The 15,551-nt window shown below is 46.6% G+C and carries 8 protein-coding genes; all 8 read right to left on the minus strand.

The features are described 5' to 3' along the window. Positions 1–36 precede the first annotated feature (36 nt). Positions 37–2,367, minus strand: a complete 2,331-nt coding sequence (locus ABE504_RS22425; protein WP_430093166.1) for a helix-turn-helix transcriptional regulator — start codon at positions 2,365–2,367, stop codon at positions 37–39. 252 nt (positions 2,368–2,619) lie between these two features. Beyond that, entirely contained in the window at positions 2,620–5,820 is a 3,201-nt protein-coding gene (locus ABE504_RS22430; protein ID WP_430092889.1) for an alpha-mannosidase, read from the minus strand. A 27-nt stretch (positions 5,821–5,847) separates the two neighbouring features. Then, complete coding sequence (locus ABE504_RS22435) at positions 5,848–6,780, minus strand: dihydrodipicolinate synthase family protein (RefSeq protein WP_430092890.1); 933 nt, start codon at positions 6,778–6,780, stop codon at positions 5,848–5,850. A 75-nt stretch (positions 6,781–6,855) separates the two neighbouring features. Then, positions 6,856–7,731 carry a carbohydrate ABC transporter permease gene (locus ABE504_RS22440; RefSeq protein ID WP_430092892.1) on the minus strand — a complete coding sequence of 292 codons (876 nt, stop codon included), beginning with the start codon at positions 7,729–7,731 and terminating at the stop codon, positions 6,856–6,858. A gap of 15 nt (positions 7,732–7,746) precedes the next feature. Then, the gene (locus ABE504_RS22445) at positions 7,747–8,658 is read right to left on the minus strand and encodes an ABC transporter permease (RefSeq protein ID WP_430092893.1); all 912 of its coding nucleotides are present in this window, start codon (positions 8,656–8,658) and stop codon (positions 7,747–7,749) included. 81 nt (positions 8,659–8,739) lie between these two features. Continuing rightward, positions 8,740–10,353 carry an extracellular solute-binding protein gene (locus ABE504_RS22450; protein ID WP_430092895.1) on the minus strand — a complete coding sequence of 538 codons (1,614 nt, stop codon included), beginning with the start codon at positions 10,351–10,353 and terminating at the stop codon, positions 8,740–8,742. A 256-nt stretch (positions 10,354–10,609) separates the two neighbouring features. Beyond that, the gene (locus ABE504_RS22455) at positions 10,610–13,507 is read right to left on the minus strand and encodes an S-layer homology domain-containing protein (RefSeq protein WP_430092897.1); all 2,898 of its coding nucleotides are present in this window, start codon (positions 13,505–13,507) and stop codon (positions 10,610–10,612) included. Between the two features lie 26 nt (positions 13,508–13,533). Continuing rightward, entirely contained in the window at positions 13,534–15,411 is a 1,878-nt protein-coding gene (locus ABE504_RS22460; RefSeq protein WP_430093169.1) for an exo-alpha-sialidase, read from the minus strand. Positions 15,412–15,551: the final 140 nt, after the last annotated feature.

Below are 15,551 nucleotides of genomic sequence, written 5' to 3' on the forward strand. Positions count from 1 at the left end.
TGTCCCCCCTCAGAACTTCGATTGCGCCTGGCTGTCTCACATCTTCTCCTTGATGCCATGAGCGCTGCGGTATTCATTAGGCGAAATGCCCTCATACTTTTTGAACAAACGAAGGAACGTTGTCCGGCTGAAGATGCCGATTTTATCCGCGATGTCACTAATTTTCATATCCGTATTCACGAGCAGATCTCTCGCTTTGGCAATCCGAACGATACTGATGTAGTCTGAAATATTCGTCCCCGTCGACTCTTTAAAAATTCTGGAGACATACTTCGCCGATAGACCGATTTCGTTCGCGATCACCTCGAGATATAAGTCCTGCTCATAATGCTTCTCAATATAATCCGTAATGAAGGAAACGAGTGCGCCGGATTTACTTTCAGGCTTAGAGAACGTCTTGGCAATAATTTTATCGTAAAATTCGAAGATCAGTTTCAATCTGCCATCGAACTCGCTTGGCAAGAGCTCCTTTTGACTCAAGCTTACATGCTCATTCGTATCTAGAAAATCATAAACACTCAGCTTCTTATCCGTAATATATCGATTCCCGGTATTAAAGAACTCCACGAGCAAAGCCCCAAGATAATGGAAGGAGACCCCCCTTGATTTATTCAAAGCAATGATGCCTTCCAACTCCGATTTTACGCCCTCGACGTCGCCTGATTTCAAAGCATTCACGATTTTGTTCTCATCGAGGAAGGAATAATAATAATTCTGTTCAATTTCAAAATGATTCGCATCCAAAATATTCATTTTTGAGGCTTCCGTCCGCTTATCGATGGCGGTAATCGCATCACTATATGATTTCGAAAATTCTTCGATTTTTTCGTAAGTTTTGCCTAAACCAATAATTAATTCGCAATAGATCATGTCATAGGCAAATGTCGTTCTCACCATCTCTAAACCTTGATCTAATTGCTCACGCTCATCGTCCCCCTTTAAATTGACCATGCAGACATATAAGTTCGGCTCGTATTCCGTCAAATAGCAGTTCACATACTTTTTCATAATGCCCGAAAGCAAGCGCTTCATCTTTTCCAAAATTAATAAACGATCCGCTTCCACAATCTCATGATAAAACCGATCTTTAAACTCAATAATGAAGCAGCAGCATAAGTAACTGCCGGTTTGGAAATCGATTTCATTTAGAATCGTGTGAACGGAATACGGCTGCGGCCCCCGGTATCCTTTGAGCAAATTCGTAAAAAACTGTTCGAGAATTTCATCTGAAAACGTACTGATTTTAATATTGTCGTCCATATGCCGCTTGATCAAATGATTAACGCTGTTTCCAATCATTTGAAGCTCACCGCTGCGGCGCGTTTCCATTTGCCATTCATCCGCATTATCGTTTTTCTGTAAAATGTCTCGAATATTTTTGATTGGATTGTACAAGCGGAAACTAAAGATGAAAGAAAAGGCGACGCTAATTACAAGCAAGCTGATACAAATCCAGATAATCAAATTCAAAATGCTGGAAGACTCCTGATTGAACGAGTGTACAGGGGTAATCGATACATAACGCCAACCATAATCAGATGTGGTCTGCACCATCCAGCTTGGCTCTTCACCGTTCTCCACTGCCCGGCTGCCGCTTTTTTCTGGTGGAACCCAACCCATGATATCTCTCTTGGCATTGTCCTCCAGCCCGCTTGTTTGCAAAATGATGTTATTATCTTTATCCAGCACCATGTAGTCGGTCGTCATGAAAATCGAGTTGTTTTGCAAAGTGGCTTTGATCGTAGGAATCGATATGGTTGTCACCATCGTTGCCAAATGCCCGCTCAAATATTGCGTCGTAATACTCGGGACCACCTCGCGGGTCGTATTCATATCCGCATTCACCACACGGGTCGGTTTCAATAATTCAAATAGGCTGCTTTGGGTTAAGCGTTGACGCCAAAAATCTTTATTGTATTCGTCAAATTTATAGAACTTATCAAAGAATACGTCAAAATCAGCGACCCCATCGCTTAAATAAACGCGTTGATCATCGACATAAATAAATATACTATCTACAAAATGACTGATCGGGTTGCGGTTGCCTGCAATCGCTCTCAAAATGGAAGGCATCTTCACCTTCTCTTCATCGGTTAATAACGGATAGGGGCGCAAGAATTGCTGAATCGTCTCACTGAGCAGCAAGCTATTGTTCGTTGATTGCGCCATGCTTAAATAAATATCCATCGTTTTGGAAGAGGCCCTCAAGTTATCGATGAGCTTCTCCGAGGTATCCTTCTTCATAATCTGGTCTGCGTTAAAATAGGCGATGATTCCGATAATTACAATTGGAATTAACAGCGAGATGAAATAAAGCAGAATCTTAAAGAATAGCCTATTTTTATTCAAAGATTGCTTCACATGCATCCAATTCAAGTCAAATTCCCCCAATAATGTTCATATCTAAAAACTTTTCCGCTTCCATCATGTAAACCGCCAAGGATGCTCCAAGTTAGAATTTTCCTATTAACTCTATAGTTAATTTCACCACAGGTTGAAGTAAGTCCTGTTCATAGTCGGATACAACTTTATCCAAATGTAAGAAAAAGCAGAAAACGCAGGGGCAATGATACGTTGTCCCTGCGTTTGTATGGGATGAAACGGCCGGCCACCGATGCATTAGGCCAAATAAATACGGAATGTTTTCAACTCATATGGTTTGAAATATGCAGTAAAGCCTTTAACATCGTGCGTCATCGCCTGCTCTTCCCGCTCCATCAGGTTGACTTCCTCCACCTTGGCAATCGCGAAGCTGGAGATGAAACCTACTGTACCACGCTGGTTCCCATATTCGTAACAGCGAACGATCCAAGCATCGGAGTCCTCCGCCTTTTTGATCGTATCGACGATTACGTTTTTGCTGTAACAAGCAAAGAAGCTCTGCCAAGCCGGGAGCTTCTGCTCCGAACCGATGCTGCCGGCAGGCAGTTTCGAAACGGAGGTCTTGCTGTTCAGCTTGTGTGCCTCGATCGAAGTTCCCGCTGTAAACCAGTCTCCGGCATGAGGCAGCAGCGAATACGTAAAGGTATGTTCGCCCAGATCAGCTGTCGGATCGGGATTGATCGCCGATTTCAGCAGCGTCAACCGCAGCACGTTATCACGCACGTCGTGACCGTATTTGCAGTCGTTCAAGAGGCTTACGCCAAATCCTCGCTCCGATAAGTCGACCCAACGATGCGCACACGTTTCGAAGCTGGCCAGATCCCAGCTCGTATTCCAATGCGTCGGACGTTCCACGTTCCCGAACTGGATTTCGTATGTTGCTTTGGTAGCGCGTACGTCAACCGGAAACGCCACCTTCAGCAATTGCTGCCGCTCCTGCCAATTGGCCCAGGTTTTGAAATCAATTCTAGGATTGTCCGGATACAACACCATGTCTTGTACCAATTGGGACTGTTCATACGCCCATGTAAAACGGATGACTGTGCGGAGAGCACCTTGTTCGACAGCTTCAACTGACATCAAATCGGTGATGTTCCGCACTTTCTCGTAATAGAAAATGTCAATATCCCACGCATCGTTAGCAAGCGGTTTATCCTCATGAACGTCGAACCGATTTCCGATCTCGCCGGCGGCGAGCACGTCCCTAGCCAACCGCTTATCGAACAATCGTGTTAATTGCCCGTATGCGTTCCACTCGATGTCATAGAGCGGCGTTACCGCAGAACGGCTCGTGACTTGAATCCGGCTCTCCGCAGGCAAATCTAGTACGACGTTCTCGCAATGAATCATTGTGTAGCCGAACGCCGGAATATGATCGACCTCAATCAGCAGCACGTCACCCTGTTCGGCATCCGCCACCCGCTGGGTCTGCAGCGCACTGCCATCCGCGTCAACCCAGCCTTTGCCTTCAAAATCCGGCTCCCATGGCAGCATAATGTGATCTTTGCGCTCCCAAGGAAGCGTGTTCACGACCATCCAGCTTGACGAAGCTCCGCCGCGGATAAGACCGGCAAGCCCTTGCAAGCTTCCCAATTTTGCCTCCGTGGCTAACCTTTCCGCCTCCGCGTACTCGATACGGCAATCCTTGTAGACCTCCTCAATCGAGGAGCCCGGCAAAATATCATGAAACTGGTTGCGTAATACGATCTTCCAGCTTTCATGGATTTGTGTCTGCGGATAGGAAGCGAAGCCTGCCAATGTACCCAGGAAGGTTGCGATCATTTCCGCGTCATGCAGCAAATTTTCCATTCGCCGATTCATCTTCTTGTTATACGCTTGCGACGTATAGGTGCCGCGATGGAGCTCCAGATAGAGCTCTCCGTCCCATTTGTGCACATAACGATCCGTACTCGCGACGGTTTCTTCCAGCTCGTTGAAGTACTCATCTGCACGGCCGACCGTCACCTTGGGCAAGCCCGGCATATCCTCTAGTCTTCGTCTGATTTCCAGCATCGTCCGTGTCGGTCCGCCGCCGCCATCCCCATAGCCGAAGGAAAGCAGCATGTTGCGATTCAGCTCTTTATCTTGGTAGTTGTCCCAGACACTCGTTGCCGTTTCCGGCGTAACCAGACCGTTATAGGTATAGAACGTTGTGCCAGGCTCCGCATCCGGCGCGGTCGTCGTGATATAATGCGTCAAAATTTGACTGCCATCGATCCCTTGCCAGTAGAACGTATCATGCGGGAATCGATTGTAGACGTTCCAGCTAATCTTCGTCGTCATGAAATAACGCAAGCCCGCCTTCAGCAAAATTTGCGGGAGGGCCCAGCTGTAGCCGAACACATCGGGCAGCCATAAATATTCGCATTTGGCGCCAAATCGCTGTTCGAAAAAGCGCATGCCATACACAAGCTGACGAACCAGCGATTCACCTGACGGTACGTTGCAATCCGATTCCAGCCACATCGCCCCGCCTGCTTCCCAGCGGCCTTCCTGGATGCGCTCAGCAATTTGACTGTACAGCTTGGGGTAGTCCGCCTCTAGATACTCATAAAGCTGCGGCTGTGTTTGTAAGAACGTATACTCCGGATATTGTTCCATGAAGCGCAGGACCGTAGAGAAAGATCGTGCTGATTTTTCTCTGGTGTGCTTCAGACGCCACAGCCAAGCGACGTCAATATGGGTATGCCCTATACAGCGAACGGTGACCTCGTGATGTTTGGGAATCAGAGCCAGCTCCGCCTTGAGTTTGGCGTTCGCTTCTTTTACACTGGCATAAAATTTGTCATCTCCGGGAACCCGCCAATCAATAAGGTGAAACGCTAGGTCCAGTGCGCGCAGCAGGCTTTTTTGTTCCCAACTGTTATCACCTAGCACTTGAATGGTTTGCAGGACCGCGCTCGCCGTGTAATACAGGTCATCCGTATCTTCTTCAAGCAATGCAAGCGTGGAAACCTGAACTTGATGCTCAAGTATACTCTTATCGCCGGTCATGCCGTTCAGCCCTGTCCATACCTTAAAGAGCAGTTCAACCTTCTGTCCAATCAGCTCTTCCGTGAAAAACACTTCTGGATGGTTGCCCCCGACACCTTGATACGGCTCTCCATTCAGATAAACAAGCGATTCGAATCCTGAGTTGTGCCCTGCTCCCGTTTTACCGAAATCGAATAGCCCTAATGACTTCTTCCCTTTCCACTCCGCCGGAATGGTTACCTCTGTTTTCAACCAAGCTGTCAAATCCCATCCGCGCCATCGTTCGCCATGGAACATCGTGCGCCACTCCGCGTTCTCAGGCGGCATCGCCGCTACGACCGCCTCTTCATCCACCCAAAATTGATAGCTGTGGATCGGTCTTTGATCGATATAGCGATAGGGTTCCAATTCGAAAATGCGTTTTTCCAATTTTTTATCAGCTAAATGGAAGCTTTTGGGGAGCATCGGTTTACCTCATTCCTCTATTCATTCTTATTCTGCGGCAGCTGGAAACTGTTTGGATAATTCCTTGGAAAGACGGTATAGTTGATCGATTTCCGCCTTGTTCGTGGCTGTAAACTCATCGTGATTTCTTGCACGCGAGCGGTAATTCGAGCTATTGCCTTCCTTCATTTGATAATATTTCGCATTGACCGGATACAGCTGACGTTCAATAAAGGAAGCCACTCCTAGCATGTTCATTAGACGCTCGGCCTCTTCCGGCTGCTTCTCCCAATTGTTCAGCAGCCACACGTACAGATCTGGGTGGAAATTCGCCATGACCCCGCTGTAACCGTCAATGCCAAGCTTCAACGTTTCCAGAAGTGTTGCTGTATTCGCGTTGTAAAGCTTGAGCGGAGATCCCTTAATCACTTCAAGTCTTTCCTTAATCGTTGCCGTATCGCAGCACGTATCCTTCAGGAAGAAAAATCTGCCGGTATCCGCACACCATTTCAATGTAGCTGGCGTCAAAAGGCGTTTATACGGGTACGGACATTCATAAATGCCAAGCGCCACATGAGCCGGCAGCTGCTCCAGCAGCTTTTGAGCGTTAGCAATCCATACATCGTCGGATTCATCCTGATTGGCCATACGGTTCGAAATCAGGATCACAGCCTCAGCGCCCGTTTCGGACATCGCCGTCAATTCCTTCACTTGGTCCTCCATCGCGTCTGCTGTATGCCCCGAAGCAATAACGGGAACTCTGCCCGCTGCCTTCTCCACGACAAATGAAGCTAGCTTTACGCGCTCTTCCAAGCTGAGGAAGAACATTTCGCTCGACTGACAAACGGCAAATAAGCCGTCAACTTTGTTATGAATAAACCATTCGACCAAACGGCCCATCGCCTCATAGTCGATTTCTCCGGACTCGTTGTATAAGGTAATCATCGTTGGCCATACGCCGTACGGGTTATTAATTTTCATTTGTCATCACTCTCTCATTTGGTATTTGTCAATTCTACAAAGTTCACTTCTTGGATTTTCTCTCGTGTTACCCCCTTAACCTTTTACAGAGCCGAGCATTGCGCCCTGCACGAAATACTTTTGCACAAACGGGTAAATGATCAGTACTGGCAAAATCGCAACGAATACGCAGGCGTACTTAATATTTTCCGTCATAACGGCTAAGCCCGCCTCTGCCGCGCCAAGCGCCGCTGATTGCGATGCCATGTCGCCGGCAATGACGATATTGCGCAAGATGATTTGCATCGGGTATAGCTGCTTCTCATTTAAATAGATAAGCGCCGGGAAGAAGCTGTTCCAATGCGCAACTGCGTAGAACAGGAACATCGTAGCCATCACAGGCATCGAAAGCGGAAGCACGATTTTATAGAAAATCTTAAACTCGCCGTAACCGTCAATGAGGGCAGATTCATGCAGCGCTTCCGGAATATCTTCGAAAAAGGTTCGCATCAGAATCATATTGAAGACATTGATCGCCGTAGGAATTAAAATCGCCCAAACCGTATTCACCATGCCCAGCGCATGGACAACCATGTAACGCGGGATCAAACCGCCGTCGAAGAACATCGTAAACACGACAAACAGAGCAAAAAAGGAGCGTCCATACATGTATTTACGCGAAAGCGGATAAGCACAAAGCGCTGTCATCAGCAAATTAATAAGAACCCCCGCACCCGTATAGAAGATGGTGTTGAAGTACGAACGCACTATGGCAGGGTCATTCAAAATAACGTTATACGCTTTGAAATTGATTTCAATCGGACGCCAGAATACTTCGCCGCTGCTTGCTGCCGACCCGGAGCTAATGGAGATGATGCCCATATAATAAAGTGGGTACAGGGTAGCAAAGATCAATAGCAGCATAAAAATAATGTTCATCGAATCAAAAAGACTGATTTTCTTGCTTTGCATCTTGATGCCCTCCCACTAAAATAATCTCGATCCATTTATTCTTTTTGCAATTTCATTGGCGGAAATGACCAAAATAAAGGAAATCACGGATTGGAAAATACCGACAGCCGAAGCAAAGCTAAAGTCGCTATCAATCAAGCCTCGACGATACACAAAGGTTTGGATCACATCGGCGGTTTCATAAGTCGGTCCGCTATACATGAGTAGGACTTTCTCAAAGCCTACAGAAAGCATTTTGCCTAACGTTAAGAGGAGCATGATGGTAACGACCGTCGAAATACCCGGCAGTGTAATGTGACGCAGTTTGTGCCAACGATTGGCACCGTCGACCGTCGCCGCTTCATAGAGCTGCGGGTCAATGGCAGTCAACGCCGCCAAATAAATAATGGCGTTCCAACCGAGATTCTGCCAAATTTCGGATCCGACAAAGAGCGTTCGGAACCATTGCGGCATCGACATAAATGTTTTCGGTTCCCCGCCTAATATCTTAATCACTTCATTAAATAGACCGTCGATGGATAGAAAGTTAACCAACATCCCGACGACGACAACGGTGGATAAAAAGTGAGGGATATACGTGATACTTTGAACAACTCGTTTGAAGTATTTCTGAGAAAGCTCGTTTAATAGCAACGCAAAGATGAGTGAAGAAGGAAAATTAAAAATAAGTGAATACAAGTTAATGAGCAAGGTGTTGCGAACGACGCTCCAGAAATACGGATCCGTCAGGAATTGACGGAAATACTTCGTTCCCGCCCACGGACTGTGAAAAAATCCTTTCACGATCGAGTAATCTTCGAAAGCCATTAAATTACCGACCATCGGCGCATAGTGAAAGATGAGAAAATAAATAAATGGCAATAAAAAAATGAGATACAAAGACATGCTTTTGCGGATTTTCTTTCTAATTTCCACAGCTGGAAACATACTCTTCACTCCTTTCTGCATATAAAGAGGGCAGGTCGCCCAGGTATGCATAGGTAACCTGCCCACTCCCTGATTTAATTCTTACTTCACACGTGCTAATGCATCGTTGAAGATTTTCACGATATCGTCTGCACCCTTGGCTTTCAATTGTTTGACGAAGTTATCCCAATCGTTCAGTGCGCCTTCAGTCGTAATGAATTTATCCATGTTTTGCGCCAAATAAGCGTCAAGCTGTGTACGAAGCTGTTTCAATTTCTCACGCTCATCTTTAGTAAACGGAGGATCGTTAACGAAGGCAACGTTTTCACCGGATTCTAGGTTTTTAGCGGATTTCGCGCTCCACTCTGTGACTTCGGGACGGTTCCAAGGCAATAGAGCATGATCGTCGTTGCTAATGCCAAGACCTAGGTAACCGGCGCCATACTCGGATTGATACGCGTAAACAGGGCTTGGTTGTTTGTCTTTGTACTTATTCACGATCGCGTCAGTGAGCTTGTAGTCACCGTTATCGCCGGTAAAATCTTCGCCTTTAATCCCGAAGTTAGTAACCTCGATACCTTCTTGGCCATAGAACCAATCCATGAACTGAACCACTTGCTCAGGATTTTTAACTTTAGCGTTAATGACATAGGACTCCGACAAATGTCCAAGCGCATAGATGAGGTTACGCTTTGTGCCGTTTGGCGATGTCATGGTATCCAACAAATCAAACTTCGCATTCGGATCTTTCTTCTGAAGATTCATGGTGAACGTGGAGCCGAAACCGTTGTTGTCTTGGAAGTAGAAGGACTTGCCTGCGTTAAGCTTTTCTTGCCAAATTTGGGATGTCGCAGTCGCATAATCCGGATCAAGAAGCTTCTCTTTGTAAAGTTTACGCAGGAAGGTGACTGCCTCTTTGAACTCCGGCATAGCTGGACCGAACTTATACTGTTTTTCTTTTGGCTCGTAGTAAACTTTTGTTCCGTTAAACGTTGTGTATCCGCTTCCAAAACCGAAAGCAATTGGATTAATTAAGTTCTCTGTTCCTGTAAGACCGTTTGCAGCGCGAGCCGTGAATGGATAGGAGTCGGGATTTGCTTCCTTCATTTTCTTGAATGCATTATACAAATCATCATAGGTTTTCGGTTTTTGCAAGCCCAGCTTCTCCAGCACATCCACACGGATCATTGGAAGCTGTCCGCCGATTTGCTGCCAGTTCGCAACAAGCGGGAACCCGAAAAGCTTGCCGTCAATTTTGTTTTTGTTGATCTCTGGCTGCGCAGCAATGACTTTTTTCAAATTCGGCATTTTATCCAAATAAGGTGTCAGATCGAGGAATGCGCCTGTATCTGCAAAGTTCTGAATATCATCTTGTTTGACAAGCATGACGTCAGGCAATGTATTGGTTGCGATTAACGTTTTCTTCTTATCATCATAGTTACTCTGTGGAACGCTTTGCAGCTCCAGCTTCACATTTTTACGTTTCTGAATTTCTTGTACAGCCTTCGAGTTAGCCACGATTGCTTGAGAAGGATGTTCGTATCTCATCCATGTAAGTGTTAACGGCCCGGCTGGTGCCGTTGTGCCCGCTGCTGTTGTGGACTTCGAATCTGTTGTACTTGTTGTAGGTGCCGAGTCATTTCCACAGGCGCTTAATACCGTTGATGCTAATAGAAGCGATCCGCTTACTGCCATAATCCCCTTTTTAACTTTCATCGAACAAATCCTCCTAAGTATTTGGATTGGCTTTACACAACGAATCATAGCATACCGTTTTTGCTTGCTAAAATAGCCAAATCGGCGTTTAAAGTGCCGTTTTTCCGCTTTTCGGCGCATGATTCATTTCTCCTCTATGATGCAAAAAACCCCCAATATCCCGGATTCAAAAAGGAAAGAAGCTAATCGGTGTTTATCCGCTTAGCTTCTTGATCAGTGGATATATGGAACAAGTGGTTACATGGTGCGAACGAACTTATTTCAATTTGCTCAAAATACGGGACACGATGACGGCAACTTCCGCTCTTGTTGCTTTTCCGTTTGGATGAATCATGTCGTCGCTGCCCTCAATGATTCCCGCTTTCACAAGCGTTGCAACACCTTCCAGGGCATAATCGGAAATGTCGGACATATCTGTGAACGACTTCAGATCTGCTGCCGATCCCGTTGCAGGCAATTTACCTTGCGATTTCAATGCTCGGTAAACAAGCACCATCAAATCTTGTCTGCTGATCTCTTCCGTCGGATTGAACTTGTTATCCCCAGAACCTTCAATAATGCCTAATGCCCTAGCTACACCAAGCGACTCATAGTAGTAAGCATCCTTGCTAACATCATCAAAATTGGATTCGACTTTCGCATCCAATTTCAGCGCGCGAACGACCATTGTCATAATATCCGCTCTGGAAATATTTTTTTCAGGTGAGAATGTATGCTCAGAAGTCCCTTGGATGACGCCAAGTTCAGCGAGTGCGTTAATCGCCTCTAGTGCCCATGAATAACCGTTCGCAACATCTGTGAACACTGGAGGTGTGACTGGTGTGGAAGGCGTGCTGCCAGTTTCGCCTGTGTCACCTGTGCTACCTGTACCGCCTGTGCTACCTGTACCGCCTGTGCCACCTGTGCCACCTGTGCCGCCTGTGCCGCCTGTGCCGCCTGTGCCACCTGTGCCGCCTGTGCCGCCGGAACCACCGTTATCAGTTGTGCTGACGCTTGCTGTCGCTGTCGCCACAAAGCTGCCGTCAAGTGTTGTCGCTGTGATCGTCGCTTGTCCTGCACTCACGCCGGTTACGACACCGTTATTTACTTTCGCAACACTCTCTTTGTTTGAAGTCCAGATGATGTTTTTATTGCTTGTATCGCTTGGAGTTATGGTAGCCGTTAACGCAAGGGAATCTCCTGTAGATAGCTTCAAACTTGTTGTATTCAGGCTAACTCCCATTGCTGCGACAGTTGCAGGGTACAGAAAGACACGGAAAGACGGGTCATACGCCGGAAGCATATCCGCCGTTACGCCTGACGGGAGATTGTTCACATCCACACTGCCCTTGAACTTTTTGTCAAGTAACGTATTCTGCGCGTAATTCGCTTTAATTGTGCCTACGTCCCAGCTGACTGGCAGGTCAACGGAAGGCAGAATCGCATTGTTTGCGCCCGGCTTGTAAGACAAGTACGCCTTAACGGTTGCCGGCAACAGTGCCCTGAGCTGAGCGTCCGTTGCTGTAGTGACATTGAAAGACGCAGGAACGGCAATTTCACGATCAATGCTTTCGTATTCCCTGATCATATTTTCTGTGTCGCCTTGCTTAATCCAGTCCTCGGTAATTCTCGCGAAGGCAATATTTTTATAGCTGGACATGGATTGATCGCTGGCGTCCTTATCAAGTGACGAGTAGAACCGGCTGAAGCTGATCAGGAGATCCCCATTATCTGCTTGCGTGATCGCAGGGTAATGGTAGCTTCCTGTACTGCTTCTGGTATCCAGAGCAAGATGTCTTCTATACTTCCACGTTTTCCCTTCATCGTCTGAAAGGGCAACGGCCAACGTGTTCCGGTTCGATTCCGTATCTACGTGAACAAATGCCCAGTTCCCATTCTTAAGCTGCAGAAGGTCATGCCCAACTCCTGGATCCTGCAGTTCCGGTACGTCCTTGACCGTCGACCATGTCAATCCCTTGTCCTTGGATTCGGAGGCCACCACACGATAAGGTCTTGGACCGTTGTCACGCATATAAGCAACAATCGTGCCGTCACTCTTTTGAGCCATCGTAGCCTGAATGTTGGCAACCCCGACAATCGGCTCGCTCATTTCCCAACGAACCGAGTTGTCCGCAAGTGGTTGGGAAGGATCGTACTCCGTAAAGGCCATAATGCTCATTTCTACGGAATCTGAATACAAAGGCAGGATCAAACGAACTTTACCGCCCCCAAGAGCTACCTCAAACGGCTTATCTTTGGTTTGCCAACCGAAACGACGGGCATAAGGGTAACCTGAACGATCTTGATAAATAGCGTCCGCGACGGTCGGAGCGTACAGATATTTCGTTGGATCGCCGCCGATGAGCTGCATCGTCTGTGAGACGAGTCCATCAAAGCTAGGTTCATTCGCTTTACGGCTCATGCCCGCGCCACCTTCTGCAGCTGGCGTGAACAAATACGTTTTTTGCTCATCAAGCTTGGCTTTTACCGTTTTCACAAAGCTTTTTGCCAACTCCGGTCGCCCTACGATAGGGGTTGAGGCCCACGATGGTCTAGATGCCATGGGTGTACTACCTCTTTCATCGTAGGAAATACTTATGTAGTCGTCCGCGCTATTTGGATCAACTACACTCCCAATGTTTTTACCGAGTTTAATGTTAACATTCTCGGAAAACGTCCAGTTAGGCGTCCTATTTCCAACATTATCTAACTCATAGCTGCCTTTTTCAGCATAAGCATACCTGGGTTGGGAAGTTTCCCATTTGCCCGCCAACACTGGATACCAGAAAAACCAGAGGCGGTCGCCGGAATCCACGTAGACGACAGGATTGATATCAGCAATATCTTGGGCGTCGGTCATCACAAATGGTGTTTTCCACGTTTTCCCGCCATCCACGGAGCGCGCTCCCATAACTCGTGTCGTCGTCGCATCTCGTTCGCCATTCCCTTGAAACCATACACATAACAGCTCCCCACCCGGTAATTCCACAATACTGGAACCGTGTGTATGGTCACCTGCAGCACCGTTATCCTTGACTGGCGTGAAAATATTTACAGCTTTATCCGAATAGTCAAATGTTCCCGTAGAAGCTGCAAAGGCAGCAGGTACTAGACTTGTTACAGAGATTGCCGCGCAAACAGTCAGTGTAGTTAGTAACTTAAATTTTCTTTTCATCTACAGTACTCCTTTCAATAGGTAGCTTATTTGACTTCAACGATACATTTATAAATGGTTCCGTATTTGTTGCTTACAGCCGTGATCATGGCGGTTCCTGCTTTCACTGCAGTGACGAGCCCAGTTGTAGGATTAATTGTAGCCACAGCAGGCGTGTCAGAAGTCAAAGTAAGTGTATCGATGCTTGGCGTTGATGCTCCCCCGCCCATGGTCAGGTCGTACTTGAGTGTTGTCGTGTTTCCTACGTTCAGTCCAATCGTCGGTAAAGTGACATCCACAGTCGTAGGCAATTGATTCGTTCCGTACGTTACTGACATAACAGAACTAACTAATGGTTCAATTTCGCTGCTCGCGATTTTTGAGAAGCCAATTGCTGCTAGACCAGGCTGTTTATATGTATAGTTAAACAACGCATTCCCACTATGATCAACGACAACCGATGGATATTCATAGGTCTCTCCGTTATTCATACCGTCTTTAATCATGACTTGCTTCCAGGTCTCCCCTTCGTCGGAAGAGCGTAATAAGGTGAAAGAGCTTCTATTTCCGTCTTGTTGAGGCTTGACTACGCCTCGCGAGGTCTCTTGATTGGTAGCCAGCAGCCAGTCGCCATTTGGAAGCTTGGAAAGTTCAAAACCGCCATCATTTTTCAAATAAGGATCCACTTTCGGAACACTCCACGTTACGCCCTTATCGGTTGACTCCGAGTATGTCGTATGCCATGCCATGCGTCCGTTTCTGCCATCTAACTTCCCGCTTCTGAAATAACCGCGAATCGTACCGTCTGCCTTTTCAATCAGCGAGCCTTGAATCGTACCTGATCCAACAATTGGCTCACTAAATTTCCAGGTGATGCCGTGATCGTCGGTATATGCGCAAACGGAATTGGATAACGAATCTGAATATAACGGTAAAATCAATCTGGTTTTGCCATTGCCAAGTGAGACTTCAATTGGTTTATTTTTCGTTTGCCATCCAAGTCTACGGTACATGGCGCCAAAAGCAGCAACGTTATTATCCGCACCAGCAGCGCGTTCTATTGAATTTTTAATAGCTGGCGGCTCGTATTTGGAATAACCGCCACTGCCATTCGGTGTAAAGACCCCCGTAGTAAGCAGATTGATGATTTCATTCGTTCTGCCATCATAGACATCGTCGTAAGGCTCTTCTGCTTTCAAATAGGTAATGTACTGATCATATTTATTTCTCATCGAGACAACAAAGCCGTCTGTAATATAACGTGTATCACTCGGATTGAATTTCGAAGTTACAGATACATACTTGGATGGGGCAAGATAAGTGGCATCCGTTACGGTAGAACTGACTGCACTTGGCAGTACATACTTAATTTCAGAACCTTTGATGCTATAGTTCCACGTTCCATTGGAGAACGAGCCTTTGCCAACCATGCCATCTCCAACATTGGTGTACAATGGCTGCGGGAAGTGCCATTTCGGATTGCCGCCATTGCGAACAGCATACTCATAATTGCCTATATCTGCATACATATACTTTGTTTGTGTCGATACCCATTGTCCATTGTATATGACACCGTAGAACAACCAGAGTCTTGCTTGGCTATCTACAAAAAGGACCGGGTTGTTATCAGGGAAATCCCATGTATCATAAACGACGAATGGCTGTGTCCATGTTGTCCCACCATCATTAGAACGGGCACCGAGTAATTTAGTCTGGTTCCCATCTCTTTCTCCAGCTCCACTAAACCATACAGAGAATAGGGTGTGATCCGGCAGTTCCACCATCGTGGAACCGTGGTTGGCAATGGTGTCGAATGGCATCATTTGTGAATGGGTAATCCCCTCCAATGCTGCTGCATCCACAACGACAGAACCAAACGTACTCATAGCTAAGCTGACAGACAATACGAGGCCTAAACGTTTCATCTTCTTCAAATTGGGGCACGCCCTTTCATGATTGTTTTGATTTTGTAACCGCTTGCATCAAAAATAGTGAATCCCCATAATTCCCTAGTTTGATTTCATGGACTGAATCCCCCTATGTATTCGGTTTGTTTTACATGAGG

Origin of the sequence: Paenibacillus oryzisoli (genome assembly GCF_050467285.1) — a bacterium.
GTDB classification, from domain to species: domain Bacteria; phylum Bacillota; class Bacilli; order Paenibacillales; family NBRC-103111; genus Paenibacillus_E; species Paenibacillus_E oryzisoli_A.

What these genes read in the sequence shown, in the direction of transcription:
- ABE504_RS22455 (WP_430092897.1), bottom strand. Translation starts at nt 13,507, where the DNA reads ATGAAAAGAAAATTTAAGTTACTAACTACACTGACTGTTTGCGCGGCA.
- ABE504_RS22440 (WP_430092892.1), bottom strand. Translation starts at nt 7,731, where the DNA reads ATGCAAAGCAAGAAAATCAGTCTTTTTGATTCGATGAACATTATTTTT.
- ABE504_RS22430 (WP_430092889.1), bottom strand. Translation starts at nt 5,820, where the DNA reads ATGCTCCCCAAAAGCTTCCATTTAGCTGATAAAAAATTGGAAAAACGC.
- ABE504_RS22425 (WP_430093166.1), bottom strand. Translation starts at nt 2,367, where the DNA reads ATGCATGTGAAGCAATCTTTGAATAAAAATAGGCTATTCTTTAAGATT.
- ABE504_RS22445 (WP_430092893.1), bottom strand. Translation starts at nt 8,658, where the DNA reads ATGTTTCCAGCTGTGGAAATTAGAAAGAAAATCCGCAAAAGCATGTCT.
- ABE504_RS22435 (WP_430092890.1), bottom strand. Translation starts at nt 6,780, where the DNA reads ATGAAAATTAATAACCCGTACGGCGTATGGCCAACGATGATTACCTTA.
- ABE504_RS22450 (WP_430092895.1), bottom strand. Translation starts at nt 10,353, where the DNA reads ATGAAAGTTAAAAAGGGGATTATGGCAGTAAGCGGATCGCTTCTATTA.
- ABE504_RS22460 (WP_430093169.1), bottom strand. Translation starts at nt 15,411, where the DNA reads ATGAAACGTTTAGGCCTCGTATTGTCTGTCAGCTTAGCTATGAGTACG.